The following is a 24,347-nucleotide window of genomic DNA, read 5'->3' as shown; positions in this document are numbered from 1 at the left end:
CACCCGGCCCTCCGGCCGAGCCTGGCGGCCCGCCGCTGAGCCGAGCCCAGCGACCCGGCGGCCAATCGACCTCGGTCACCCGGCCCTCCGGCCGGTCCAGGCGACCCGCCACTGAGCCAAGCCAGGCGACCCCGGCGGCCGACCGACCTCAGTCACCCAGCCCTCCAACCGAACCCGGCGACCCGCCACTGAGCCGGTCCCGGCGAACCAGCGGCCAGCCGACCTCGGCGACCCGCCGCTGAGCCAAGCCCGACGACCCGGCGGCCAGCCGAGCCCGGTCACCCGGGCCTCCAACCGAGCCCAGCCACCCGCCGCTCAGCCGAGCCCGGCGACCCGGCGGCCAGCCGAGAGCCAGCCGCCCGGCCGCCAAGCCGAGCCCGGCCGCCAAGCCGTCAGCCGACCTTCGCCCCGGAGTGCAGCGCCAGAGCCCCGTTCGCCGGAACGGTCGCGGTGAACGTGCCGTCCCCGGCCACCTCGACGGTCTCGCCCGCGCACTGGCCCCCGACGAACGCGCCGGCGGCGACGTTGCAGTAGCTGCCCGCGGGCAGCGCGGACTTGAACGTCTGCGTCAGCTCGCCGCCCTCCGCGTTGAACGCCGCGAACCCGGCGTCGCCGCGGCCGAACGCGATCTGCCCGCCGCCGTTGTCCCACCAGTTGGTGAGCTCGGTCCCGGCGACCGCCTTGTGGAACTGCGCGAGCCCGTTGATGACCGGGCGCCGGTGCTCGCACACCCACGCCTGGTCGTCGCAGCTCGCCGGGCTGGTCGTGCCGTTGGCGTCGGCGGGCGGACCGGCGTCGGGGTTGTCGAACGCGAAGCTGGAGATCAGCTGCGGCGTGCCGTAGGGGTAGGCCAGCTCGAAGCCGACCGCCAGGTCGTAGCGCGCGCCGTCCTTGTAGGTCAGGGTCGGGCTGCTGCGCTGGGTGTCGTGGTTGTCGATGAACACCACGGCCTGCTCACCGGGCAGCGGCATCTCGTTCGGCAGGTTCGCCAGCTGGGCGAGCGAGCCGTCCTTGAAGGCGTTGGCGACCTTGTTGTAGTAGGGGAACACCGTCACGTCACCGGCGCCGGTGTACTCGCCCTCGGTCGTGGTGCCGTCGCCGATCACCTCCAGGAAGACGTACGGATCCCCGGTGAGCCCGCCGAAGATCGCCTGCACGTCCTCCGGCGGCATGTGCTTGACGCCGTCGACCCGGAAGCCCGTGACGCCCATGTCGATCAGGCCCTGCAGGTAGGTCCGCTGGGCCTGGCGCACGTACTCGCTCTCGGTCGCGAGGTCGGCCAGCCCGACCAGCTCGCAGTTGCGGACCTCGTTCTTGTCGTTGTAGTTCTGGATGTCCCGGCGGCAGCCGTGGAAGTCGGCGTCCCCGAACAGGCCGGGGTAGTTGTACTTCTCGTACTCGCTGCCCCCGCTGCCCGGACCGCTGCCCACCGAGCCGGAACCGGACATGTGGTTGACCACCGCGTCGACGTAGACCTCGACACCGGCGTCCTTGCAGGTCCGGACCATCGCGGCGAACTGCTCGGCGTTGCCGCGCCTGCTGTCCAGGCCGTAGCTGACCGGCTGGTAGTCCTGGTACCAGGGGTAGCCCTTGTCCTTGAGCACCACGTGCTCCTGCGGCGGTGAGACCTGCACCGCGCCGAAGCCCGCAGGCCCCAGGGAGCTGGTGCACTCGGCGGCGAGGGAGTCCCACGGCCACTGGAACATCTGGATGACCGGCCCGGCGGTCGGATTTCCGGCCAGGGTCACGGGCCCGCGCTCCGGCTCCGGCGGCGCGGCGCTCGCCGCGGCCGGAACCAGCGCGGTGCCCGTTAACACCGCGGTGATCGCAAGAACTTTCAATCGCATGACAACCTCCGTCGTTGGGGGTGCCTACGATCACATTTTCTTGCTCTTGTTAAGTCAATACTCCGTATGTCGGAGCGCTGAACAGCTCAAATACTCGCAAAAGTTTGCAAACTCAGGGCAGCAGCGGGGCGATGTCGGCTGCTGCCTCCGCGCCGTAGGCCCCGGCGAGCCGGTCCAGCGCGCGCCCGTTGTTCAGCCGCCACTCCTGGGTGCCGGTGACCTCCAGGACGTGGACGGCCACCAGCGAGCCCAGCTGCGCGGCCCGCTCCAGCGACAGCCCGCAGGCGACGCCGGTCAGGAAACCGGCCCGGAACCCGTCGCCGACCCCGGTCGGATCGGCCCTCTCCCGCTCCGGCACCACCGGCACGTGCAGCACGCCGCGCTCGTCGACGACCTCGACGCCGTCGGCGCCGAGCGTGGTCGCCCGGACCCCGACCCGCCGCTGGACCTCCTCGGCCGACCAGCCGGTCTTGTGCCGCAGCAGGCCCCACTCGTAGGAATTGCAGAACAGGTAGTCGGCGCCGTCGACGACCCGTCGCACCTGCTCCCCGCTCAGCCGCGCCAGCTGCTGCGACGGGTCGGCGGCGAACCGGTAGCCGCGCTGCCTGCACTCGTCGGTGTGGCGCAGCATCGCCATCGGGTCGTTCGGGCCGATCAGCACCAGACCGGCACCGCGGGCGCGCACCACCGGCGCGAGCTCGATGTTGCGCGCCTCGGCCATCGCCCCGGCGTAGAAGGACGCGATCTGGTTGAACTCGTCGTCGGTGGTGCACACGAACCGCGCGGTGTGCGCGACCTCCGAGACGTGCACCCCGGAGCAGTCGACCCCGTGCCGCTCCAGCCACGACCGGTAGTCCTCGAAGTCGGCCCCGACCGCGCCGACGAGCACCGGGCGCTGCCCAAGCACGCCCATCGCGAACGCGATGTTGGCCCCGGCGCCGCCGCGGCGCACCACGAGGTCGTCGACCAGGAAGCTCAGCGACACCTGCGCGAGCTCCTCGGCCACCAGCTGGTCGGCGAACCGGCCCGGGAAGTGCATGAGGTGGTCGGTGGCGATGCTGCCGGTGACGGCGACTGCGGTGGACACGCGCCCGCTCCTGTCATCCGGGTGCAGGGCTGGTCACCGAGAGTACTGCCGGGCACGCGGTGGCACGCGCCGGAACACCGGGAGCGGACAATGGCCGCATGCGCGAAGTGGAGATCCGGGACGGCACCATCCGGCTCGGTCAGCTGTTGAAGCTCGCGGGCCTAGCCGAGCACGGTGCGGACGCCAAGGCCCTGCTGGAAGCCGGGGAGATCCGGGTCAACGACGAGGTCGAGACCCGCCGGGGCCGCCAGGTCGCCCCCGGCGATCTGGTCTCGTTCGGTGAGGACGTGGTCCAAGTCGTCGCCGACTAGGACGATCGCACAACACCAGCCCGGACACCCCCACCGGTGTCCGGGCTGGTCACTCCTTCAGCGGGTTCCGCGCGGGCGAAACGTTCGACGTCAGTGGAACGAGTCGCCGCAGGCGCAGCTGCCGCCGGCGTTCGGGTTGTCGATGGTGAAGCCCTGCTTCTCGATGGTGTCGACGAAGTCGATGACCGCGCCCTGCACGTACGGGGCGCTCATCCGGTCGACCACCACGCCGAGGCCGTCGAAGTCGCGGCGGGCGTCGCCGTCCAGGGTGCGCTCGTCGAAGAACAGCTGGTAGCGCAGGCCGGCGCAGCCACCGGGCTGGACGGCGATGCGCAGGTGCATGTCATCGCGGCCCTCCTGATCCAGCAGGGCCTTGGCCTTCTGGGCCGCCGAGTCGGTCAGGGTGACACCGTGGGCGGGGGCTTCGGTGTCGATCGTGGTGTCCTGGGCGGTCATGACTCTCCCTAGAGGTCTCGCGCATCCGATTCCGGCGTGACGTCCAACGCCGCGCCGGGTCCGGCTATTCCCACGGGCGGGCCCGAGGGCGAATCCTGGTTCTCCCCAATGGTGGCACAGGTCCGCGCCGAACTGGTGTGACGTCCGCTCCCCGGAGCCGGACCAGCGGTCTCGTGCACCGGCCGGAAAGGCGTCGAATACCCTGGACGTGTGAGGTTCCTTCGCCGCAACAGCACCGAGCAGACCGCGACCGACGAGAGCGAGAGCGCGTCCGCCCGGTCCACGGAGGAGCACGGCGCGCGCACTCCCGGCAAGGGGCGGCCGACTCCGAAGCGCCGCGAGGCCGAGGGCAAGCGCCGCGGCCCGGTCCCGCCGCCGCCGAAGACCCAGCGGGAGGCGATGAAGCGGGCCCGCGGCAGCAAGGAGGAGCGCCGCAAGGCCGCCGCCGAGCGCCGCAAGCGGATGATGGAGGGCGACGACCGCTACCTCATGCCGCGCGACCGCGGCCCGGTCCGCGCCTACGTCCGCGACATCGTCGACACCAAGCGCCACCTGATGGGCCTGTTCATGCCGCTGGTGCTGATCGTGTTCGGCACCACGCTGGTGCAGAACCTGGTCGTGCAGCAGTACGCGACGCTGGCCTGCATGGTGCTGCTGCTGACCATGGTCTTCGAGGGCACCCTGCTGGGCAGGCACGTCAACCGGCGGGTCCGGGCGAAGTTCCCGGACGCCAAGGACCGCCCGTTCTCGCTGGGCTGGTACGCGTTCACCCGCGCCATGCAGATCCGCAAGCTGCGGATGCCGCGCCCGCGCTACAGCCCGAAGGACGCCGCCGCCCTGGACTGATCGGTTTCGCTGTTTCGATCAAGAGCGGGACGGCCTAGGGTCGGGCGCATGGAGTTTCGTCGTCTCGGCCACAGCGGCCTGACCATCAGCGAGATCGCCTACGGAAACTGGCTCACCCACGGCTCGCAGGTCGAGGAGGACCAGGCCGGGCAGTGCGTGCGCGCGGCGCTCGACGCCGGGATCACCACCTTCGACACCGCCGACGTCTACGCCCAGACCAGGGCCGAGTCGGTCCTCGGCCGCGCCCTGGCAGGCCGGCGGCGGGAGGGCCTGGAGATCTTCACCAAGGTCTACTTCCCGACCGGTGAGGGCCCCAACGACCGCGGCCTGGGCCGCAAGCACATCATGGAGTCCTGCCACGCCTCGCTGCGCAGGCTCCAGACCGACTACGTCGACCTCTACCAGGCGCACCGCTTCGACCACACGGTGCCGCTGGAGGAGACCATGTCGGCCTTCGCCGACCTGGTGCGCCAGGGCAAGGCCCTCTACATCGGCGTGAGCGAGTGGACCGCCGAGCAGATCACCCGCGGCGTCGAACTGGCGCGCGAGCTGTCGGTCCCGCTGATCTCCAACCAGCCGCAGTACTCGATGCTGTGGCGGGTCATCGAGCCGCAGGTGATCCCCGCGTCCGAGCGCGAGGGCCTCGGCCAGATCGTCTGGTCGCCGATCGCGCAGGGCGTGCTGACCGGCAAGTACCTGCCGGGCGAGCAGCCGCCTGCCGGATCGCGGGCCACCGACCAGTCGGGCGGCGCCACGATGATCTCCCGCTGGATGCGCGACGACGTGCTCACCGCGGTCCAGGAGCTCAAGCCGATCGCCGCCGACCTCGGCCTGTCGATGGCCCAGCTGGCGGTCGCCTGGGTGCTGCAGAACCCGAACGTCTCGGCGGCGATCATCGGCGCCTCCCGGCCCGAGCAGGTCACCGACAACGCCGGCGCCTCCGGGGTCGAGCTGGACGAGGACGTGCTCGACAAGATCGACTCCGTGCTGGGCGACCTGATCACCACCGACCCCACCCAGACCGCGTCGCACTGACCGCCGCGCGCGGATCGCCGCCCTGGCGGCGGTCCGCGCGGGTGCCGGGGAACCGGGGACCGAGCTCCGGGTAGCGTCGGCCGAGATCACCCGAACGGCGCACACCGGAGGTCGAGCGTGGCACACCGGACACTGGTGCTCGGCGGCGCGCGCTCCGGCAAGTCGGCGCACGCCGAGGGCCTGCTCCCCGGCTCCGGGCCCGCGACCTACGTCGCGACCTCCCGGCACGACCCGGCCGACGGCGAGTGGACCGAGCGGATCGCCGCCCACGTCGCCCGCCGGCCGGACAGCTGGCGGACCGTCGAGGCGGGCGAGCCCGGCGACCTGCGCCGGGCGCTGGACGCCGCGACCGCGGCCGACCCGCCGCTGCTGGTCGACGACCTCGCGACCTGGCTGACCGGCGTGCTCGACGACGCAGGCGCGTGGGACCGCGACGCCGCCGCCCTGCGCCGGACCGCCGCGCACGCCGACGCCCTGGTCGAGGCGACCGCGCGGTGCGCGGCCCGGCTGGTGCTGGTCTCCGCCGAGGTCGGGCTGGGCATCGTGCCCGCCACCAGGTCTGGAAGACTTTTCCGAGACGAACTCGGATCCCTCAACGCCCGGCTCGCCGAGGTCTGCGACGAGGTCGTGCTGCTCGTCGCCGGGATCCCGCTGCGCCTGCGCTGACCAACCGAACCGGAGGTAGGAGCTTGTCCACCGCGCCCGAGACGTCCCCGATCGTTTTCCCGGCGGTGCCGGAGCCCGACGAGCAGGTGAAGCGCCAGGCGATCGCCCGCCAGGAGCAGCTGACCAAGCCCGCGGGCGCGCTGGGCAGGCTGGAGGAGATCGGCGTCTGGGTCGCCGCCCGCCAGGGCACCTGCCCGCCCCGGCCGTTCGCGCGGCCGCGGGTGGTGATCTTCGCCGGGGACCACGGCGTGGCGGGCAAGGGCGTGTCGGCCTACCCGAGCGAGGTCACCGGCCAGATGGTCGGCAACTTCCTCAACGGCGGCGCGGCGGTCAACGTGCTGGCGTCCGGGACGGGCGCCAGCGTCCGGGTGGTCGACATGGCCGTCGACGCCGAGACCCCGGCTGCGGTCTCGGCCCGCAAAGTCCGCCGCGGGTCCGGCTCGATCGACCGGGAGGACGCGCTCACCCCGGAGCAGGTGCACGCGGCGCTCCTCGCGGGCCGGGCGATCGCCGACGAGGAGGTCGACTCCGGCGCCGACCTGCTCATCGCCGGGGACATGGGCATCGGCAACACCACGCCGGCGGCGGTGCTGATCGCGGCGCTGACCGCCACCGAGCCGGTCGCGGTGGTCGGCCGCGGCACCGGCATCGACGACAACGCCTGGATGCGCAAGACCTCCGCGATCCGCGACGCGCTGCGCCGCGCCCGCAAGGTGCTGAACGACCCGGTGGCCCTGCTGCGGACGTCGGCGGGCGCCGACATCGCCGCGCTGAGCGGTTTCCTCGCGCAGGCCTCGGTCCGCCGGACCCCGGTGCTGCTGGACGGCGTGGTGGTCGGCGCGGCGGCGATGGTCGCCGAGGAGCTGGCACCCGGGGCGCGCCAGTGGTGGCTGGCGGGACACCGGTCGGCCGAGCCCGGCGGGACCCTGGTGCTCGACCACCTCGACCTCTCGCCGGTGCTGGACCTGCAGATGCGGCTGGGCGAGGGTTCCGGCGCGCTGACCGCGCTGCCGGTGGTCACCGCCGCCGTGCGGGTGCTCGCCGAGATGGCGACCTTCGCCGAGGCGGGGGTCGGCGGCCCGACCGGGGCGGAGGCGAGCGGTCCCCGCGCCGAGCAGGGCTGACGTGGACGGCCTGCGCCTGGCGCTGTCCTGGCTGAGCGTGCTCCCGGTCCCGGCGCAGCGGGTCGACGCGCGCGCGTGCCGGCAGGCGATCGCGTTCGCGCCGGTGGTCGGCGCGCTGATCGGGGCCTTCGGCGCGGCGGTGCTGTGGGCGCTGACCGCGCTCGGCGCCGCCCCGCTGCTGGCGGCGCTGCTCACCGTCGCGGCGTTGGTGCTGGTCACGCGGGGCATGCACGTCGACGGGCTGGCCGACAGCGTCGACGGGCTCGGCTGCTACGGGCCGCCCGAGCGCGCGCTGGCGGTGATGCGCGACGGTGGCGCTGGTCCGTTCGCGGTCGTCGCGCTGATCCTCGTCCTCGGTGTGCAGGCGGTGAGCCTCGCCGAACTCGCCGTCTCCGCGAACTGGGCCGCGGTCGTGCTGGCATGCGCCGTCGGCCGCGCGGGGTTCGTGCTGTGCTGCCTGCGCGGTGTCCCGGCCGCGCGCCCGGAGGGCATGGGCGCGCTCGTGGCCGGGACGCAGCCACCGTGGCTGGTCGGCGCGTGGTGGTTGGTGCTGCTGGGCGTGGCGGCGACCCAGCTGTGGTCCGGCCCGGTGGCGGTGGCGCTCGCCGCCGGCGTGCTGCTGCTGTTCGTCCGGCACGTGCGGCGCCGGTTCGGCGGCATCACCGGCGACGTGCTCGGCGCCGCGTCCGAGATCGGGACGACGATCGTGCTCGCCGTCTGCACCCTCTGACCCGCCCGGCGGGACGGACTACCCGCCCGCGACGGACGGGATCACCCGGATCTCGGCGCCCTCGGCCAGAACCGTGGCGCTGCCGTCGAGGTTCCGGCACTCCTCGCCGTCCAGGTAGAAGTTGACGTACCTGCGCAGCTCACCGCTCTCGTCCCGCAACCGGCGTTCCAGCGCCGGATGCCGCTCGCCCAGCGCGTCCAGCGCCGCCGACAGCGTCGCCGCCGCGCCGAGGTCGAGATCCACTCGTGGTGCTCCGCCCGCGCTCGGCCGGAGCACCGCGGGCAGCACCACCGTGACCAGCATCAGACCACCGCCGCGCGGACGGACATGACGTCGGGCAGGTGCTCGGCGACCCGCTGCCAGTGCTCGCCCTCGTCCCGGCTCGCGTAGACCTCGCCCGAGCGCGAACCGAAGTACACGCCCGCCGGGTCGGCGTCGTCGGTCCACATCGCGTCCCGCATGACCGCGGACCAGAAGTGGTCCGGCAGGCCGTCGGACAGCGCGGTCCACGACTCCCCCGCGTTCTCGCTGCGGTACACCCGGCACTGGCCGTGCGGCGGGAAGCGCCGCATGTCGGCCGACAGCGGGAACCCGTACACCACGTCCGGCCGGTGCGGGTGGGTGACGATCGGGAACCCGAAGTCGCTGGGCAGGCCGTCGGCGATCGACTCCCACGTCACCGCGCCGTCGTCGCTGCGGTAGACGCCGAAGTGGTTCTGCAGGAAGAACCGCTCCGGCTTCGCCGGGTTCCGCGCGATCTTGTGCACGCACTGGCCGAACTCCGGGTACTGGTCCGGCAGGAACCGGGCGGAGACGCCGGTGTTGCTGGCGGTCCAGCTCTCGCCGCCGTCGGTGGTCCGGTAGACGCCGCCGGTGGACATCGCCACCACGACCTGCCGGTGATCGCTCGGGTGCGGGATGACGCTGTGCACCGCCTGCCCGCCGCCGCCCGGCGCCCACTGCTCGCGGTGCGGGTGGTCCCACAGCCCGCGCACGAAGGAGTAGGTGCGCCCGCCGTCGTCCGAGCGGAACAGCGCCGACGGCTCGGTGCCCGCGTACACCACGTCCGGCTGGTCGGCGGGACCGGGCGCGAGCTGCCAGACCCGCTCCAGCGCCGCGCCGGTGTCGGCCGGGAACGCGATCGGCGCCTCCTGCGGCTCCTGCCAGCTGCCGCCGAGGTCGTCGCTGATCACCACGCTCGGTCCGAAGTGCGTGCTGGAAGCCCCGACCAGCAGCCGCGGCGACCGCCGGGTGTCGACGGCCACCGCGAAGATCTCGGCCATCGGCAGGTGCGGTCCGGTGACCTCCCAGCCCGACCGGTCGTCCCGGCTGGTGGCCAGCCAGAGCCCTTTCCTGGTCCCGATCGCGAGTAGGACCTGCTCACCCATGTCGTCCTCCTGATGTGACTCACGTCTCATCGCCGAAGCTACCCCGGAGGCCCGACAGCCACCGGACACGACAGCGCCCCCGGACGGGATCCGGGGGCGCTTGGGTGGAATCCAGGTCAGCTCAGCTTGGTCATCCAGCCGTGGGTGTCCTCGACCGTGCCGTGCTGGATGCCGGTCAGCTTCTCCCGCAGGGCCATGGTGACCGCGCCCGGCTTGCCGTCGGCGATGGTGAACTCGACGTCGTCGGACCTGACGTGGCCGACCGGTGTGATCACCGCGGCGGTGCCGCAGGCGAAGACCTCGGTCAGCTCACCGGAGGCGGCCTTCTTCTCCCACTCGTCGGTGGTGATCCGCCGCTCCTCGACCTGCATGCCCAGCTCCGCGCCCAGCTCCAGCAGCGACGAGCGGGTCACGCCGGGCAGCAGGCTGCCGGTCAGCGCCGGGGTCACCAGCCGCGCGTCGGCGCCCGAGCCGAAGACGAAGAACAGGTTCATCCCGCCCATCTCCTCGACCGCGCGGCGCTCCACCGCGTCGAGCCAGACGACCTGGTCGCAGCCCTTCTCCACCGCCTGCTTCTGCGCGACGAAGGACGCCGCGTAGTTGCCCGCGAACTTCGCCGCGCCGGTGCCGCCGGGCGCCGCGCGCACGTACTCGTGGCCCAGCCACACCGTCACCGGCTTGATCCCGCTCGCGAAGTAGGACCCGGCGGGCGAGGCGATCAGCGAGTACAGGTAGGAGTTCGCCGGGCGGTTGACGCCGAGGCTGGACTCGGTCGAGATCATGAACGGCCGCAGGTACAGCGAGGACTCGTGCTCCTCCGGCACCCACGCCGCGTCGACGGCGATCAGCTCCCGCAGCGAGTCGAGGAAGACCTGCTCCGGCAGCTCCGGCATCGCGATCCGCTGCGCGGAGCGCTGGAACCGCCGGGCGTTGGCATCCGGGCGGAACGCGGCGATCGAACCGTCGGGCTGGCGGTACGCCTTGAGACCTTCGAAGATCGCCTGCGCGTAGTGCAGGACCGTGGTGGCGGGGTCGAGTTCCAGCGAGTGGTAGGGCTCCAGCTTCGCGTCGTGCCAGCCGCGGTCGGCGTCCCACTCGATGGTCACCATGTGATCGGTGAAGTACTGCCCGAACCCCGGGTTGGCCAATACCTCCGCCCGGCGGGCGTCCGAGGCCGGATTCGGGTTGGTGGTGCGGGTGAACGGCAGCGCTTCAGTCATGCGCGTACCGTATCGCGAGCCTTCGAGCAGTGGAAACCCGATCTCCGGAAGTTGGTCGTCCGAGTTTTTCCCGGTGTTGTTCCCCGAGCCGGACCGCGAGCCGACCGCCGGCGGAGCCCGGCTTCTATGATGTGCTCATGACCGAAGCCCAGAAGGCTCCCGCGCTCGGCCCGACTTCCGTCTCCCAGGACCTGCTGGCCGCCGCGCTGGCCGCGCTGATGCCGCTGGGCGGCGGGTTCCTGGCGCTGTGGGGCTACGCCTGGCTGGGGATCTTCGGCGTGATCCTCGGCCTGGTCGCCGCGGGCGGCTGGGCGTTCTGGTGGCGCAACAAGCACAAGACCTTCTTCCCGAAGGACCTGCGCGGCGGCTCGGTCGCGGGCATCGCGGTGCTCGTCGCGCTCTTCGGGCTGTTCTTCTTCCTCGCGCTCTAGCCGGTTTCCGGGTCGTGGGCGGCGGGACCGCCGCCCACGACCTGCGGGCAGAACTCGTCGCAAAGCGCCAGGATCACGGGTCGATCAGCAGCGACTCCGGGATCGACGGCAGCGTCCACGACGGATCGGGCCGGGCGTCGCAGTAGGTCCCGTCGAACGGGAAGTCACCGGCCTTGGCCAGCGCGATCATCCGCTCGCCCTCCGCCCTGATCCGGGTCAGGAAGGTCAGGTCGAAGCGGCCCGCCGCCATCGCGGCGTCCACCTCGTGCTCGTCCTTCCACTGCCAGTGCCCGTCCGGGAACACCTCCACGTCGAGGACCCCGTCGACCCGGTCGACCCCGGTCGCGTCGCGGCCCAGCGGCATCTCCAGGTTCACGTACCAGTTGCGGAAGGTGCCGTCCGGTTCGAAGAACCACCACACCGACGACCACTCGTGCTCGAAAACCATCCGCAGCGTGGCGGTCCCCCGCCAGGTGGAGCGGGCGGGAACCCGCCTGCCGCCGAACCGCTCGGCCATCGGCAGGTCCCGCGGGCTGCGACCGTCGGGGGAGGTCGTGACCCGGATCGAGGTGCCGGGCAGGACCCAGCACAGCAGGGTTTCGCCGTCGTCGGAGAGCACGCGCGCCGGATGCACGGTGCCCATCGACCCGTCCAGCCTTAAGAACCGGTAGAGGACTTCCTGTCCGTAGTTCCACGAGGGCAGGCTGCGCTGCCCCAATCCGCTCATGTCGAGCATGCCGCCTCAGCTCCAACGTCCGGAGAAGGTGCCCGCGAGAACGGGCCCCAAGATGACGACTGCAAGGGTCGCAAGCATCGCGGGCACCGGCATACTCATGGCGAGCACGACCGACAGCCCCATCCCGAGGCATGCCGACCGCATGGCCCACGTCCGCTCCTCCGGAAGGCTCAGCCGGGCGCCCGCGTTGGTGAACGCGAAGTGCACCAGCACGGCGCACGAGGCGAAGGCCGTCGCGGGTACCGGATCGACCAGCGCCGCGATCAGCGCCGCTCCGGCTCCGGCCGCCAGGTCCAGTGGAAACGGCGTTCCGGCGGGCCCGGTGCGGGCGAGCACGGCGGGCAGGTCGCCGTCGCGGACCGCTGCCAGCGCGGTCGAGCGCAGCGACTCCAGCACCCCGAGCAGGACCGGCAGCAGGGCCACCGCGATCCCGGCCGAGACCACCGGCCGCAGCTCTCCGGCCGCCGCCGCGCCGAGCGCGTCGATCACCGGAACGGGCGAGAGCGCGAGCCGCGCCGGACCGAGCTGGTGCAGCAGCGCGACCGCGAGCACCAGCAGCAGGACGCTGGCCGTGACCAGCGAGACGACCACGGTCCGCCGCACCGCGCGGCGGCCGTCCCGGTCCTGCTCGTCGGCCGCGGCGATCACCCGGTCCAGCCCGAGGAACGCGAACAGGAAGACCCCGGCCGCACCGGTGATCCCGACCGCGCTGTCGTCTTCGGGCATCGCCATCGCGGTGGACGGCACGGGGGTGATGGCGAAGCAGACGGCCACGACCAGGGCCAGCACCGCGAGCATCAGCCCGAGCCGGAGCCAGTTCGCGGCGGCGCGGATCCGCAGCCCCGCGGTGGCGGCGAGCACCGCCAGCAGGATCGTCACCGCCGCGGCACCCGCCGACGACGCCGGGAACAGCAGGTCACCGATCAGCCCGGCGATCGCGGCCAGCGCGGCCAGGTGCCCGGCGATGTGCGCGGCAGCGCTCATCCTGGCCGGAACGACACCGACCCGCGCGCGGATGCAGGAGTAGGCGGGACCGGGACCCTGGTAGACCGCCGCCTGGTGCGCGGTGGCAAGCGCGCAGCACCCCGCGACCAGGGCCGCGAGCGGCACGCCCAGAAGCGACCACCAGCCCGCCGCGGCGAACGCCGGGCCGACGGCGACGAAGATCCCGGCGCCGAGCATGCCGCCCAGCGCGACCGGAACCGCCCGCGCACCGGCGTTCGGCCGGCGGGGCGACATGAGCTCTTGGGCCACACGACCACCCTTACAGAGGACGCCCGGTTGGGCAGCCGCCTGTCGGCTGATCCGCCAGTTGGCCCATCCGGCGCGCACCGAACAGCTTGACATCCCCGGAATGCGCGCCCGATCGGGGGACATCCGCTTCCGAACCGTCCCACGTTCGGCGGAGCGACCCCGCGGCGGGCCGCCGTGCGGGAATACGCCTGGAACGCTGCACCGCGCCGAACCGTTCTAGAGTGCGAACGGAGCCGCACCCCGGCGGTCCCACCGATCATGTAGGCCCGGAGGAATAGCACGTGACCACACCCAAACTCGCCCTGACCGACACCGCGGTGGCGAAGCTGACCGTCGAAGCGCTGATCATCGGCACCGTCGCCGGGCCGGACGGGGTGGAACTCGCCCCCGGGGCCGACCAGGTGGCCACCGCCTTCGACGGGGATCTGGCGAAGGTGCTGGCCACCCTGGGCGCGACCGGCAAGGCCGACGAGGTCGTCAAGCTCCCCGCCGGGGACGGGCTGCGGGCCGACGTCCTGGTGGCGACCGGCCTGGGCAAGCCGGCCGACGGCGGCCCGACCGGCGAGGCGGTGCGCCGCGCCTCCGGCGCCGCGGCCCGCGCGCTGACCGGCGTCTCGCACGCCGCCAGCACTCTGTCCACTGTGGACATCTCCGCCGCGGTGCAGGGCACCGTCCTGGGCGCCTACGCGTTCAGCAAGTACAAGTCGCAGAACGGCGACGGCCCGGTGGCCAAGGTGGACCTGCTGGTCGACGACGCCAAGGCCGACTCGGCCAAGTCCTCGCTCAAGGGCGGCACCGCCATCGCCGAGGCGGTCAACACCGCCCGCGACCTGATCAACACCCCGCCCAACGACCTGTACCCGGCCACGTTCGCCGAGCGCGCCGCCGAGCTGGGCAAGGCCGCCGGCCTCGAGGTCGAGATCCTCGACGACGCCGCGCTGCGCAAGCACGGCTACGGCGGGATCCTCGGCGTCGGCAGCGGCTCCTCCCGCCCGCCGCGCCTGGTCCGGCTGCGGCACAAGGGCGCCAAGGGCGCCAAGAAGGTCGCCCTGGTCGGCAAGGGCATCACCTTCGACACCGGCGGCATCTCGCTCAAGCCCGGCGCGAACATGGACGAGATGACCTCGGACATGTCCGGGGCCGCCGCGGTGATCGCGACCATGGTGCTCGCGGCCAAGCTGAACTACCCGATCGACGTCACCGCGACCGTGCCGATGGCCGAGAACATGCCGTCGGGCACCGCCTACCGGCCCGGCGACGTGCTCACCATGTACGGCGGCAAGACCGTCGAGGTCCTCAACACCGACGCCGAGGGCAGGCTGATCCTGGCCGACGCCATCGTCCGCGCCTGCGAGGACGGTCCGGACTACCTCGTCGAGACCTCCACGCTGACCGGCGCGCAGGTCATCGCCCTCGGCAAGCGCACCCCGGGCGTGCTGGGCAGCGACGAGTTCCGCGACCGGGTCGCCGGGCTGTCGCAGGCCGTCGGCGAGGGCGGCTGGGCGATGCCGATGCCCGAGGAGCTGCGCGGCGACCTGGACTCGCGGCTGGCGGACCTGGCCAACATCACCGGCCACCGCTGGGGCGGGATGCTGTCGGCCGGGCTGTTCCTCAAGGAGTTCGTCGGCGAGGACGTGCCGTGGGCGCACATCGACGTCGCGGGCCCGGCCTTCAACTCCGAGGGGCCGTGGGGCTACACCGCCAAGGGCGGCACCGGTGTCCCGGTCCGCACGCTCGCCGCGGTGCTCGCCGACATCGCCGACAACGGCTGATCCGGTGAAAACGCGGTGCCGCGGTGATCGGCGCGACGCGGATCACCGCGGCACCGCCGGGCGGGATGCCAGGATGGCGTGGTGACTGAAACCGGAAAGCACGGCTACCAGGTCGACGTGGTGTGGACCGGGAACACCGGTCAGGGCACCACCAGCTACCGCAGCTACCAGCGCACGCACGAGGTGCGCGCCGAGGGCAAGGGCGTGATCGACGCGTCCGCCGACCCGGTCTTCCGCGGTGAGGCCGACCGCTACAACCCCGAGGAACTGCTCGTCGCCTCGCTGGCCCAGTGCCACATGCTCTGGTTCCTGCACCTGGCGGCCGACTGCGGGGTCGTGGTCATCGGCTACCACGACCGGGCGCGCGGAACGCTGACCGAGAACGCCGACGGCTCCGGGCAGTTCGAGGAGGTCGTGCTCGCCCCGGAGGTCACCGTCGCCGACCGGGCCAGCCTGGACGTCGCCGAAGCCCTGCACGCACGCGCGCACGAGCTCTGCTACATCGCCAAGTCGGTCCGCTTCCCGGTCCGAAATGAACCGTCCACCCGGGTCGCGAACTAGTCCAGTTCGCGGCGGCGCTCCCGGTCCCGCAGGACGCGCTGCCTGGCCTGGTAGTCGCGCATCCGCTGCGGATAGCCCACCTTGGACACCTCGTAGCAGGGCATGCCGAGCCCGCGGGCGAAGCGGTGCGCGGCGTCCGGGCTGTCGACGCGGCGGCGGGTCCACTCGCCGTCGTGGGCGATGAGCACCACGGTCGTCTCGGTGACCGTCGTGCGGGGCTCGATGTAGGCCTCGACCCCCTGCCGCTGGGCGGCCCAGTCCCGCAGGTGGTCGCTGTCCTGGCTGCTGGCTCCACGGAGGACACCAGAACGCCTGCGCCTGCGCAGCCGGTCGAACAGGCCCACGGCTCTCAACCCTCCCGCTCGGCGCTCTTTCCGCCGTGCGGGGGCGAAAAGATCCGCGACAACTCTTTCCTACCGATACTTGCCCCCACCGATAATGCCACTGTCGGTATTGGGCGGGTGTGAGTTCGGTCCCTGTGATCTCCGTCGGGCTTGGCGGGAATAGGTCGAGCCCACGTCGCGTCAGGACCTCCTGTGGTGACAAGATGGCTCCCAGGTGCGCCTGACCACCGCTGCCAGGCGCCGACCGCGAGTCAACGATGCCTGTCGAGGAGTTCGAAGTGACCGACACGTCCGCCGATCTGGTCATTCTCGGCGGCGGTTCGGGCGGCTACGCCTGCGCTTTCCGCGCGGCCGAGCTCGGCCTGTCCGTCGTCCTTATCGAAAAGGACAAGCTCGGTGGGACCTGCCTGCACCGCGGGTGCATTCCCACCAAGGCCCTCCTGCACGCCGCTGAGGTCGCCGACTCCGCACGCGAAGGTGACCAGTTCGGGGTGAAGACCTCGCTGGAGGGCATCGACATCGCGGGCGTCAACTCCTACAAGGACAGCGTCGTCGGCAAGCTCTACAAGGGCGTGCAGGGCCTGTTCAAGGCGCACAAGATCCAGGTCGTCGAGGGTGCGGGCAGGCTCGTCGACGCCAAGACCGTCGAGGTCGACGGCACCCGCTACACCGGCAAGAACGTGGTGCTGGCCACCGGCTCGTACTCCAAGACGCTGCCGGGCCTGGAGCTGGGCGGCCGGGTCATCGCCAGCGAGCAGGCGCTGAACCTGGACTTCGTGCCGGAGAAGGTCGTCGTGCTCGGCGGCGGCGTGATCGGCGTGGAGTTCGCCAGCGTGTGGCGGTCCTTCGGCGCCGAGGTCACCATCGTCGAGGCCCTGCCGCACCTGGTGCCCAACGAGGACGAGTTCATCTCCAAGCGCCTGGAGCGCGAGTTCCGCAAGCGCGGCATCAAGTTCAAAACCGGCGTGAAGTTCACCGGCGCCACCCAGAGCGACAGCGGCGTCAGCGTCAGCCTGGAGAACGGCGACCAGTTCGACGCCGACCTGCTGCTGGTCGCGGTCGGCCGCGGCCCGAACACCGCCGCGCTGGGCTTCGAGGAAGCGGGCATCACCGTCGAGCGCGGTTTCGTGCGCACCGACGACCGGCTGCGCACCGGGGTTGACGGCGTCTACGCGGTCGGCGACATCGTCCCGGGCCTGCAGCTGGCGCACCGCGGATTCCAGCAGGGCATCTTCGTCGCAGAGGAGATCGCCGGGCTCAACCCGCAGCCGATCGACGAGGCGGGCATCCCGCGCGTCACCTACTGCCACCCCGAGGTCGCCTCGGTCGGGCTGACCGAAGCGCAGGCCAAGGAGCAGTACGGCGCGGTCGAGACCATCAACTACGACCTCGCGGGCAACGGCAAGAGCCAGATCCTCAAGACCTCCGGTGTGGTCAAGCTGGTCCGCGCCGCCGACGGCCCGGTGGTCGGCCTGCACCTGGTCGGTGACCGGGTCGGCGAGCTCATCGGCGAGGCCCAGCTGATCTACAACTGGGAAGCCCTGCCCGAGGACGTCGCACCGCTGGTGCACGCCCACCCGACTCAGACCGAAGCGCTCGGCGAGGCCCACCTCGCCCTGGCCGGCAAGCCGCTGCACGTGCACGGCTGACGTCTGAATCCCGGCCGACCGGACGAGTCAGCCAAGCACCCCGCCACACTACGAGGAGTCAGCGAACCGATGGCCTTCTCCGTTCAAATGCCGGCGCTCGGCGAGAGCGTCACCGAGGGCACGATCACCAGGTGGCTCAAGCAGGAGGGCGAGACCGTCGAGGTCGACGAACCCCTGCTGGAGGTCTCCACCGACAAGGTCGACACCGAGATCCCGTCGCCCGCCGCCGGTGTGCTCCAGCGCATCGTCGCGCAGGAGGACGAAACCGTCGAGATCGGCGGTGAGCTCGCCGTGATCGGCGAGGCCGGCGAGGCCGCGCCCGCGCAGGAGTCCGCGCCCGCCCAGCAGGAAGCGCCGCAGGCCGCCGCCGAGCCCGAGCCCGCCGCTCCGGCCGAGCCGCAGCAGGAGGCGCCGGCCCAGCAGGCCGCGCCGTCGGGTGCCGCGCAGGGCACCGACGTCACGATGCCGGCGCTCGGCGAGAGCGTCACCGAGGGCACGATCACCAGGTGGCTCAAGCAGGTCGGCGAGACCGTCGAGGTCGACGAACCCCTGCTGGAGGTCTCCACCGACAAGGTCGACACCGAGATCCCGTCCCCGGTGGCCGGGACGGTGCTGGAGATCGCCGCGGGCGAGGACGAGACCGCCGAGGTCGGCGCGAAGCTGGCCGTGGTCGGCGAGCAGGGCGCCGCGCCCGCCGCCCCGTCGGCCCCGGCCCAGCCCGAGCCGACCCCGGAGCCCGCGCCCGAGCCGGCCGCGGCTCCCGCTCCGGCCCCGCAGCAGGCGGCTCCCGCCCCTGCTCCGGAGCAGCCCAAGCCCGCGGCCCCGGCCCAGCCCGCCGCCCCGGTCAACGGCGGTGCCCCGGCAGCCGCCGCGCCGTACGTGACTCCGCTGGTCCGCAAGCTGGCCAACGAGCACGGCATCGACCTGTCCACCATCAAGGGCAGCGGTGTCGGCGGCCGGATCCGCAAGCAGGACGTGCAGGCCGCGGTCGACGCCGCCAAGTCGGCGCCGGCCGCCGCGCCCGCCGCCCCGGCCGCCCAGCCGAGCCCCGCCAGCCCGGCGGTGGAGCCGTCGGAGGAGGCCAAGGCGCTGCGCGGCACCACGCAGAAGATGTCGCGCCTGCGGCAGCTGCTGGCGCGCCGGATGGTGGAGTCGCTGCAGACCGCGGCGCAGCTGACCACGGTGGTCGAGGTCGACGTGACCCGGATCGCCCGGCTGCGCGAGCGCGCGAAGCACAACTTCGAGGCCGCCGAGGGCGTCAAGCTGTCGTTCCTGCCCTTCTTCGCCAAGGCCGCGGCCGAGGCGCTGAAGCTGCACCCGAAGCTGAACGCCTCGGTGGACGAGGAGAACAAGGAAGTCACCTACCACGCCGCCGAGCACCTGGCGATCGCGGTGGACACCGACCGCGGCCTGGTCTCGCCGGTGATCCACGACGCCGGTGACCTCAACCTCGGCGGGCTGGCCCGCAAGATCGCCGACCTGGCGGCGCGGACCCGGAACAACAAGATCAAGCCGGACGAGCTCAGCGGCGGCACCTTCACGCTGACCAACACCGGCAGCCGGGGCGCGCTGTTCGACACGCCGATCCTGAACCCGCCGCAGGTGGGCATGCTCGGCACCGGCACCGTGGTCAAGCGGCCGGTCGTGGTCAGCGACGACAACGGCGGCGACACCATCGCCATCCGGTCGATGGTGTACCTGGCGCTGTCCTACGACCACCGGCTGGTCGACGGCGCCGACGCCGCGCGCTTCCTCAGCACGCTCAAGCAGCGGCTGGAGGAAGGCGCGTTCGAGGCCGACCTGGGCCTGTGACCCGGTCCCCGGAGGGGCCGTCCACCATCTGGTGGGCGGCCCCTCCGCCGTTGCGGGCGGAGGTGTCGCGCCCGTGCGCGGGGTGCGAGACGATCAGCGCATGCGCGTGGTTGTCGCCGGATCCTCCGGGTTGATCGGAACCAGCCTGGTCCCCGTTCTCCGGCAGGCTCGGCACGAGGTGATCCGGCTGGTCCGCCGCACCCCGGAGGCGCCGGACGAGCGCGGCTGGGACCCGGAGGCGGGCCGGATCGAGAACGGTGCGCTGGACGGCGCGGACGCGGTGGTGAACCTCTGCGGCGCCGGGCTCGGCGACCGGCGCTGGACGCCGGAGCGCAAGCGGCTGCTGGTGGACTCGCGGGTCCGGCCGACCGCGGTGCTGGCCGAAGCGGTCGCCGCGCGCGGGGTTCCGGTCCTGGTCAACGGCTCGGCGGTCGGCTTCTACGGCGACGCGGGCCAGCAGCCGGTGACCGAGTCCGCGCCCGCGGGCGCCGGGTTCCTGGCCGACCTGTGCCAGCAGTGGGAGGCCGCGACCCGGCCCGCCGCCGAGGCGGGCGCGCGGGTGGTGCTGGCCCGCACCGGACCGGTGCTCTCGCCTTCGGGCGGGATGCTGGGCGCGCTGCGCCCGCTGTTCGCGTTCCTGCTCGGCGGGCGGCTGGGCGACGGCTCCCAGTACCTGCCGTGGATCTCGCTGGACGACGAGACCGCCGCCCTGCGGTTCGTCCTGGAGCACTCCGAGATCTCCGGTCCGGTGAACCTGACCGGGCCCGCGCCGGTGACCAACGCGGAGTTCACCCGCGCGCTGGGCGAGGCGATGGGGCGCCCGGCGCCGTGGATCGTGCCGGGGTTCGTGCTCCGCGCGGCGCTGGGCGAGGCCGCGGAGAACGTGCTCACCGGGCAACGGGCGCTGCCGACCGTGCTGGAGGCCAACGGCTTCACGTTCCAGCACCCGTCGGTGGGAGCGGCGCTGGCGGCGGCCGTGTCGCCTGCTGGAAGCCGGGCGTAGCCTGGCCGCGTGACTCGTGCCGAGATTTCATGCCGTGCCTCGTCCGACCCGGTCGAGGTGCGCGAGTTGGGAACGATCGACTACCTGTCCGCTTGGGACCTGCAGCGGGAGCTGGCCGGTGGCCGCGCTACCGGTGACAACGGCGACACCCTGCTGCTGCTGGAGCACCCGTCGGTCTACACCGCCGGGAAGCGCACCTCGCCGGAGGACCGGCCGCACGACGGCACGCCGGTCATCGACGTCGACCGCGGCGGGAAGATCACCTGGCACGGGCCGGGGCAGATCGTCGGCTACCCGATCCTGCAGCTGTCCGACCCGATCGACGTCGTGGACTACGTGCGGCGGCTGGAGGAGGCCCTGATCCACGTCTGCGCGCAGTTCGGGCTGGAGGCCGGCCGGGTCGAGGGCCGCAGCGGCGTGTGGCTGCCCGCGGGCGACGGCGCCCCGGAGCGCAAGATCGCCGCGATCGGCATCCGCGTGCAGCAGGGCGTGACCATGCACGGCCTGGAGCTCAACTGCAATTCCGACATGTCGGTGTGGGACCGGATCGTGCCGTGCGGCATCCGGGACGCCGGGGTGACCACGCTGTCCCGCGAGGCGGGCCGGGAGATCACGGTCGCCGACGCGCTGCCGCTGGTCCGACAGGCCGTGCTGGACGCGGTCGACGGCGTGCTGCCGGTCTCCGACCACGACATCTCGCGCTCCGAGCCCGCGGTGGCGGGCGCACGGCTCGCGCTGGATCCGGCACTGCGCTGACAACCCGGACTCCACTCCTCTAGTATTCCGGAATTACGGACTACTGGAGGAGTGGAACATGCCCGTATCCCGCCGCACCCTGCTCGCAACCGCCGCGGCGGCGGTGCCCGCGCTCGCACTCGCGACCCCGGCGACGGCACAACCGGCCCCCGACCTGTCGACGCCCGAGGGCTGGCTGAACTGGATCAGCGCACACCGGGAGGGGCTCGGCCTGGTCATCGACGACGGCCGCGGCGGCGTGCTGGCGCACCGGGCCCACGCGGCCCAGCCGCTGGCGTCGTCGATCAAGGTCGTGCACCTGGCCGCCTACGCGGAGGCGGTGGCCGAGGGGCGCCTCGACCCCGCCGAGCAGGTGCGGGTCGGCGACTGGGAGCGCTACTACGTGCCCACCGACGGCGGCGCGCACGTCGCCGCGCTGGGCAGGCTCGGCATCCCGACCGACCCGACCGGCCTGCATGCGGCCGACCCCGAGCACCGGGTCGCGCTGGAGCAGATGGTCGACGCCATGATCCGCTTCAGCGACAGCGCCGCCCCGGACTTCCTCCGCGACCGGCTCGGCCTGCCCGCGCTGGTCCGCGCGGCGCGGAATGGCGGCTGGCCGGATCCGGACCTGCGCTCGCTGTGCGCGGAGTACCTGTTCCTCGCGCTGCCCGAGCACGCTCCCCCGGCCTGGGCCCCGGCCCCGCTGCGGCGCAGGCTCGGCTTCCGCCTCGAACGCCGCTACCGCGACGATCCCGCACTGCGCGCGCGGACCCTGGAGCGGCTGACCACGCAGCCGCTGCCGCCGTGGGATGCGCAGTGCGCCTGGGGCGACGGCACGATGGCCGCCCCGGCGTCGTCGTTGGCGGCGATCCACCGCGCCATCGCCACCGGCCGGTCGAAGGCCGCGGGCATCGCGCGGGAGGTCCTGGAACGGCCCCTGCAGGGCCACCTGCCGCCGGGCGTGATCGGCATCGGCAACAAGGGCGGCAGCCTGCCCGGCATCCTGACCTGCGGCCTGTCGGTGCGGCGCGAGGACGGCGGCGTCGGCTTCGGCGGGCTGGTCGCGCACGGCGACATCGGCCCCGACCAGGTGGCCAAGGGCGATCCGGCGGGAGTGCTGCTCATGGCGATCCTGGACCCGGCCTGGCGGGACCGGCTCGCACGGGCGTTGCGCGGCTGAGGCAAGCTCGTCCGGTGACCTCGCCATCGGATGACGTCCTCGACCGGATCGCCGAACTCGAACGGCGCGTCGCCGCGCTGGAGGGGCGCGAGCGCGCGAGCGCGGCGGAACCCAGCGGCAACGTCGTGGAGTACGGGGGCAGGCTCGTCGAGCCCGCGGAGCTGGAGTGGACGATCCACGCCGACCCCGCGCGGGTGATGGAGCTGGACGACGGCCCGCGCACCGACGTGCTCGCCGCGCTCGGGCACCCGGCGCGGGCGGCGGTGGTCCGGCTGCTGGCCGGGGAGGGCGCCCAGAACGCGGCGGCACTGCAGGCCGCGGCCGGGCTCGGCTCCACCGGGCAGCTGTACCACCACCTCAAGAGCCTCACCGCGTGCGGTCTGGTCGAGCAGGACAAGCGCGGTTCGTACCGCCTGCGCCCGCAGGCGGTCGTTCCCGCGCTCGTCCTGCTCACCGCGGCCTCCGACATCGCAGGCCAGCTCCGCGGGTGAAGCGAGGGGCTTCAGGTCGGTTTGCTTGGCGGTGCGGGTGGCGGAACCTCAGCCCAGCTGCGGGGCGACCGAGGACGCCACCAGCTCCAGGTGGTCCAGGTCGTCGAGGTCCAGGACCTGGAGGTAGAGCCGGGTGATCCCGGTCCGCTCGCGCCAGGCCCCGATCCGGTCCACCACCTCGGCAGGGGTCCCGGCCAGCCCGTTGGTGCGCAGCTCCTCGACCTCCCGCCCGATCGCCCCGGCCCGGCGGGCGATCTCGGCGTCGTCCTTGCCGGCGCACAGCACCAGCGCCGCCGAGCGCACGATCTCGCCCGGCTCGCGGCCGATCGCCGCGCACGCCGCGTCGACCCGCTCGAACTGCGCGGCGGCGGTGTCGGCGTCGACGAACGGCAGGTTGAACTCGCTGGCGTAGCGCGCGGCCAGCTCCGGGGTCCGCTTCTTGCCGACCCCGCCGATCAGCACCGGCGGCCCCGGCCGCTGCACCGGCTTGGGCAGCGCGGGCGAGTCGGCCAGCTGGTAGTACTCGCCGTCGAAGGCGAACGGCTCGCCCGGCTCGGCGGCCCACAGGCCGGTGACGATCGCCAGCTGCTCGGCGTAGCGGTCGAACCGCTCCTTCAGCGACGGGAACGGGATGCCGTAGGCGGTGTGCTCGTCGGCGTACCAGCCGCTGCCGAGCCCGAGCTCGACCCGGCCGCCCGACATCTGGTCGACCTGGGCGACCGCGATGGCCAGCGGCCCGGGCAGCCGGAAGGTGCCCGCGGTCATCAGCGTGCCCAGCCGCAGCCGGGAGGTCTCGCGGGCCAGACCGGCGAGGGTGATCCAGGCGTCGGTGGGGCCGGGTTCGCCGGTCACCGAGCCCATCTTCAGGTAGTGGTCGGAGCGGAAGAAGGCGTCGTAGCCCGCAGCTTCGGCGGTCCTGGCGACCCGCAGCAGGTCGTCGTAGGTCGCGCCCTGCTGCGGTTCGGTGAAGATCCTGAGCTTGAATTCCTCGGTCACGCCCCGAGGTTAGCGCCGGTGGATCAGGACACGCGGAGTCCTTCCAGCAGCCGTTCCATGCAGCGGCCGACCTCGGCGCTGGTCCGCCGGGGGTCGGACGAGGCTGCGATGGCCGTCGCGCCGGCGGACATGCCGCCGAAGATCACCCGGGACAGCGAGTCCAGCGGCAGCGGCTCGATCTCGCCCTCGGCGATCAGCTGGCCGACCACGGTGCGCAGCACCCCGAAGGTCGTGCGCTCCTCCCTGTCCCGCCAGACCTCCCAGCCCATGACCGCGGCGCCCTCGCGGACCACGATCCGCTGGTAGGTGGGCTCCAGGCAGACCTCCAGGAACGCGTTGAGCCCGGCCCGCATCATGGTCCACGGATCGCTCGGCTCGGCGATCACCGCCGCGATCCGGCCGACGATGTCGGCCTGGACCTGGTCGAAGGCCGCCTCGAAGACCGCCTGTTTGCCGCCGAAGTGGTGGTAGAGCGCTCCCTTGGTGACCCGGGCGCTGCGGGCGATCTCGTCCAGCGAGGTGCCGCCGTAGCCGCGTTCGGTGAACAGCTCGACCGCTGAGTCCACCAGTGCCTGCCGGGTGGACTCCGAGTACTCCACCCGACGTGATCGAGCTGTAGCCATGCTCACAACCTTAGGACATACCGTTGGTACGGACTCGTGGTACCTTC

26 protein-coding genes are annotated in these 24,347 nt (G+C 72.7%); 15 read left to right on the top strand and 11 right to left on the bottom strand.

The window, feature by feature from the left end; genetic code table 11:
* Positions 1-392: 392 nt before the first annotated feature.
* Positions 393-1,847: an alpha-amylase gene (locus ABD691_RS19005; RefSeq protein WP_344681558.1), complete on the bottom strand. Its 1,455-nt coding sequence runs from the start codon at positions 1,845-1,847 to the stop codon at positions 393-395.
* Positions 1,848-1,959: 112 nt separating this feature from the next.
* The gene (locus ABD691_RS19000; protein WP_344682318.1) at positions 1,960-2,886 is read right to left on the bottom strand and encodes a carbohydrate kinase family protein; all 927 of its coding nucleotides are present in this window, start codon (positions 2,884-2,886) and stop codon (positions 1,960-1,962) included.
* A 146-nt stretch (positions 2,887-3,032) separates the two neighbouring features.
* Here ABD691_RS19000 and ABD691_RS18995 point away from each other — a divergent pair, with 146 nt between their 5' ends.
* On the top strand, positions 3,033-3,245 hold the full coding sequence (locus ABD691_RS18995) for an RNA-binding S4 domain-containing protein (protein WP_344681556.1): 213 nt from the start codon (positions 3,033-3,035) through the stop codon (positions 3,243-3,245).
* 90 nt (positions 3,246-3,335) lie between these two features.
* Here the strand turns inward: ABD691_RS18995 and ABD691_RS18990 are convergent, their stop codons facing one another.
* Positions 3,336-3,701 (bottom strand): HesB/IscA family protein, encoded by a 366-nt coding sequence (locus tag ABD691_RS18990; RefSeq protein WP_344681554.1) that lies wholly within the window; start codon positions 3,699-3,701, stop codon positions 3,336-3,338.
* Between the two features lie 210 nt (positions 3,702-3,911).
* Between ABD691_RS18990 and ABD691_RS18985 the strand changes: the two genes are divergently transcribed.
* From ABD691_RS18985 to cobS, 5 genes are all read left to right on the top strand, one after another.
* Positions 3,912-4,547, top strand: a complete 636-nt coding sequence (locus ABD691_RS18985) for a DUF3043 domain-containing protein (RefSeq protein ID WP_344681553.1) — start codon at positions 3,912-3,914, stop codon at positions 4,545-4,547.
* 48 nt (positions 4,548-4,595) lie between these two features.
* The gene (locus ABD691_RS18980; RefSeq protein WP_344681552.1) at positions 4,596-5,582 is read left to right on the top strand and encodes an aldo/keto reductase family protein; all 987 of its coding nucleotides are present in this window, start codon (positions 4,596-4,598) and stop codon (positions 5,580-5,582) included.
* A 117-nt stretch (positions 5,583-5,699) separates the two neighbouring features.
* Positions 5,700-6,248, top strand: coding sequence for a bifunctional adenosylcobinamide kinase/adenosylcobinamide-phosphate guanylyltransferase (gene cobU / locus ABD691_RS18975; protein WP_344681550.1), 549 nt, complete (start codon positions 5,700-5,702; stop codon positions 6,246-6,248).
* Positions 6,249-6,271: 23 nt separating this feature from the next.
* Positions 6,272-7,372: a nicotinate-nucleotide--dimethylbenzimidazole phosphoribosyltransferase gene (cobT, locus tag ABD691_RS18970; protein ID WP_344681548.1), complete on the top strand. Its 1,101-nt coding sequence runs from the start codon at positions 6,272-6,274 to the stop codon at positions 7,370-7,372.
* A 1-nt stretch (position 7,373) separates the two neighbouring features.
* A complete protein-coding gene (cobS, locus tag ABD691_RS18965; protein WP_344681546.1) occupies positions 7,374-8,102 on the top strand; it encodes an adenosylcobinamide-GDP ribazoletransferase in 729 nt (242 codons plus the stop codon).
* A gap of 18 nt (positions 8,103-8,120) precedes the next feature.
* On the opposite strand, the gene ABD691_RS18960 is transcribed toward cobS, so the two are convergent.
* From ABD691_RS18960 to ABD691_RS18950, 3 genes are all read right to left on the bottom strand, one after another.
* Positions 8,121-8,405, bottom strand: coding sequence for a ubiquitin-like small modifier protein 1 (locus ABD691_RS18960; RefSeq protein WP_344681545.1), 285 nt, complete (start codon positions 8,403-8,405; stop codon positions 8,121-8,123).
* Positions 8,405-9,490: a WD40/YVTN/BNR-like repeat-containing protein gene (locus ABD691_RS18955; RefSeq protein ID WP_344681544.1), complete on the bottom strand. Its 1,086-nt coding sequence runs from the start codon at positions 9,488-9,490 to the stop codon at positions 8,405-8,407. Before ABD691_RS18955 ends, ABD691_RS18960 begins: the two co-directional genes overlap by 1 nt.
* Before the next feature lie 116 nt (positions 9,491-9,606).
* Positions 9,607-10,710 carry a branched-chain amino acid aminotransferase gene (locus tag ABD691_RS18950; protein ID WP_344681542.1) on the bottom strand — a complete coding sequence of 368 codons (1,104 nt, stop codon included), beginning with the start codon at positions 10,708-10,710 and terminating at the stop codon, positions 9,607-9,609.
* A gap of 137 nt (positions 10,711-10,847) precedes the next feature.
* Between ABD691_RS18950 and ABD691_RS18945 the strand changes: the two genes are divergently transcribed.
* Entirely contained in the window at positions 10,848-11,141 is a 294-nt protein-coding gene (locus ABD691_RS18945) for a hypothetical protein (RefSeq protein ID WP_344681540.1), read from the top strand.
* 73 nt (positions 11,142-11,214) lie between these two features.
* Here ABD691_RS18945 and ABD691_RS18940 read toward each other — a convergent pair whose 3' ends face one another.
* Both ABD691_RS18940 and ABD691_RS18935 read right to left on the bottom strand, forming a co-directional pair.
* Entirely contained in the window at positions 11,215-11,877 is a 663-nt protein-coding gene (locus tag ABD691_RS18940; RefSeq protein ID WP_344681539.1) for a ribonuclease FAU-1 family protein, read from the bottom strand.
* Positions 11,878-11,883: 6 nt separating this feature from the next.
* Positions 11,884-13,131, bottom strand: a complete 1,248-nt coding sequence (locus ABD691_RS18935) for an APC family permease (RefSeq protein WP_344681538.1) — start codon at positions 13,129-13,131, stop codon at positions 11,884-11,886.
* Positions 13,132-13,412: 281 nt separating this feature from the next.
* Here ABD691_RS18935 and ABD691_RS18930 point away from each other — a divergent pair, with 281 nt between their 5' ends.
* Both ABD691_RS18930 and ABD691_RS18925 read left to right on the top strand, forming a co-directional pair.
* A complete protein-coding gene (locus ABD691_RS18930) occupies positions 13,413-14,903 on the top strand; it encodes a leucyl aminopeptidase (RefSeq protein ID WP_344681536.1) in 1,491 nt (496 codons plus the stop codon).
* Between the two features lie 81 nt (positions 14,904-14,984).
* Complete coding sequence (locus tag ABD691_RS18925; RefSeq protein WP_344681534.1) at positions 14,985-15,464, top strand: OsmC family protein; 480 nt, start codon at positions 14,985-14,987, stop codon at positions 15,462-15,464.
* On the opposite strand, the gene ABD691_RS18920 is transcribed toward ABD691_RS18925, so the two are convergent.
* On the bottom strand, positions 15,461-15,808 hold the full coding sequence (locus ABD691_RS18920; protein WP_344681533.1) for an oxidoreductase: 348 nt from the start codon (positions 15,806-15,808) through the stop codon (positions 15,461-15,463). The genes ABD691_RS18925 and ABD691_RS18920 overlap by 4 nt on opposite strands.
* Positions 15,809-16,086: 278 nt before the next feature.
* On the opposite strand from ABD691_RS18920, the gene lpdA reads away from it, so the two are divergent.
* The 6 genes from lpdA to ABD691_RS18890 all read left to right on the top strand — a co-directional run bounded on the left by lpdA (position 16,087) and on the right by ABD691_RS18890 (position 22,681).
* Positions 16,087-17,457 (top strand): dihydrolipoyl dehydrogenase, encoded by a 1,371-nt coding sequence (lpdA, locus tag ABD691_RS18915; RefSeq protein WP_344681531.1) that lies wholly within the window; start codon positions 16,087-16,089, stop codon positions 17,455-17,457.
* A 69-nt stretch (positions 17,458-17,526) separates the two neighbouring features.
* Positions 17,527-19,269, top strand: coding sequence for a 2-oxoglutarate dehydrogenase, E2 component, dihydrolipoamide succinyltransferase (gene sucB / locus ABD691_RS18910; protein WP_344681529.1), 1,743 nt, complete (start codon positions 17,527-17,529; stop codon positions 19,267-19,269).
* Between the two features lie 100 nt (positions 19,270-19,369).
* Positions 19,370-20,272, top strand: coding sequence for a TIGR01777 family oxidoreductase (locus ABD691_RS18905; protein WP_344681527.1), 903 nt, complete (start codon positions 19,370-19,372; stop codon positions 20,270-20,272).
* A gap of 9 nt (positions 20,273-20,281) precedes the next feature.
* Entirely contained in the window at positions 20,282-21,028 is a 747-nt protein-coding gene (gene lipB, locus ABD691_RS18900) for a lipoyl(octanoyl) transferase LipB (RefSeq protein WP_344681525.1), read from the top strand.
* A gap of 58 nt (positions 21,029-21,086) precedes the next feature.
* Positions 21,087-22,190, top strand: a complete 1,104-nt coding sequence (locus ABD691_RS18895) for a serine hydrolase (protein WP_344681523.1) — start codon at positions 21,087-21,089, stop codon at positions 22,188-22,190.
* A 14-nt stretch (positions 22,191-22,204) separates the two neighbouring features.
* Positions 22,205-22,681 (top strand): ArsR/SmtB family transcription factor, encoded by a 477-nt coding sequence (locus ABD691_RS18890; RefSeq protein WP_344681521.1) that lies wholly within the window; start codon positions 22,205-22,207, stop codon positions 22,679-22,681.
* A 48-nt stretch (positions 22,682-22,729) separates the two neighbouring features.
* Here the strand turns inward: ABD691_RS18890 and ABD691_RS18885 are convergent, their stop codons facing one another.
* Positions 22,730-23,677, bottom strand: a complete 948-nt coding sequence (locus ABD691_RS18885; protein WP_344681519.1) for an LLM class F420-dependent oxidoreductase — start codon at positions 23,675-23,677, stop codon at positions 22,730-22,732.
* Positions 23,678-23,700: 23 nt separating this feature from the next.
* Positions 23,701-24,300 (bottom strand): TetR/AcrR family transcriptional regulator, encoded by a 600-nt coding sequence (locus ABD691_RS18880; RefSeq protein ID WP_344681517.1) that lies wholly within the window; start codon positions 24,298-24,300, stop codon positions 23,701-23,703.
* Positions 24,301-24,347: the final 47 nt, after the last annotated feature.

Origin of the sequence: Saccharopolyspora taberi (genome assembly GCF_039534165.1) — a bacterium.
GTDB classification, from domain to species: Bacteria; Actinomycetota; Actinomycetes; order Mycobacteriales; family Pseudonocardiaceae; genus Saccharopolyspora_D; species Saccharopolyspora_D taberi.
This window is presented reverse-complemented; position numbering and strand designations above follow the sequence as displayed.

Bases quoted from the DNA above. Each gene is read 5' to 3' on its own strand.
- ABD691_RS18990 (WP_344681554.1), bottom strand. From the start codon at position 3,701: ATGACCGCCCAGGACACCACGATCGACACCGAAGCCCCCGCCCACGGT.
- ABD691_RS18905 (WP_344681527.1), top strand. From the start codon at position 19,370: ATGCGCGTGGTTGTCGCCGGATCCTCCGGGTTGATCGGAACCAGCCTG.
- ABD691_RS18995 (WP_344681556.1), top strand. From the start codon at position 3,033: ATGCGCGAAGTGGAGATCCGGGACGGCACCATCCGGCTCGGTCAGCTG.
- ABD691_RS18950 (WP_344681542.1), bottom strand. From the start codon at position 10,710: ATGACTGAAGCGCTGCCGTTCACCCGCACCACCAACCCGAATCCGGCC.
- ABD691_RS19005 (WP_344681558.1), bottom strand. From the start codon at position 1,847: ATGCGATTGAAAGTTCTTGCGATCACCGCGGTGTTAACGGGCACCGCG.
- ABD691_RS18980 (WP_344681552.1), top strand. From the start codon at position 4,596: ATGGAGTTTCGTCGTCTCGGCCACAGCGGCCTGACCATCAGCGAGATC.
- ABD691_RS18945 (WP_344681540.1), top strand. From the start codon at position 10,848: ATGACCGAAGCCCAGAAGGCTCCCGCGCTCGGCCCGACTTCCGTCTCC.
- ABD691_RS18880 (WP_344681517.1), bottom strand. From the start codon at position 24,300: ATGGCTACAGCTCGATCACGTCGGGTGGAGTACTCGGAGTCCACCCGG.
- ABD691_RS18955 (WP_344681544.1), bottom strand. From the start codon at position 9,490: ATGGGTGAGCAGGTCCTACTCGCGATCGGGACCAGGAAAGGGCTCTGG.
- ABD691_RS18895 (WP_344681523.1), top strand. From the start codon at position 21,087: ATGCCCGTATCCCGCCGCACCCTGCTCGCAACCGCCGCGGCGGCGGTG.
- ABD691_RS18940 (WP_344681539.1), bottom strand. From the start codon at position 11,877: ATGCTCGACATGAGCGGATTGGGGCAGCGCAGCCTGCCCTCGTGGAAC.
- ABD691_RS19000 (WP_344682318.1), bottom strand. From the start codon at position 2,886: ATGCACTTCCCGGGCCGGTTCGCCGACCAGCTGGTGGCCGAGGAGCTC.
- ABD691_RS18960 (WP_344681545.1), bottom strand. From the start codon at position 8,405: ATGCTGGTCACGGTGGTGCTGCCCGCGGTGCTCCGGCCGAGCGCGGGC.
- sucB (WP_344681529.1), top strand. From the start codon at position 17,527: ATGGCCTTCTCCGTTCAAATGCCGGCGCTCGGCGAGAGCGTCACCGAG.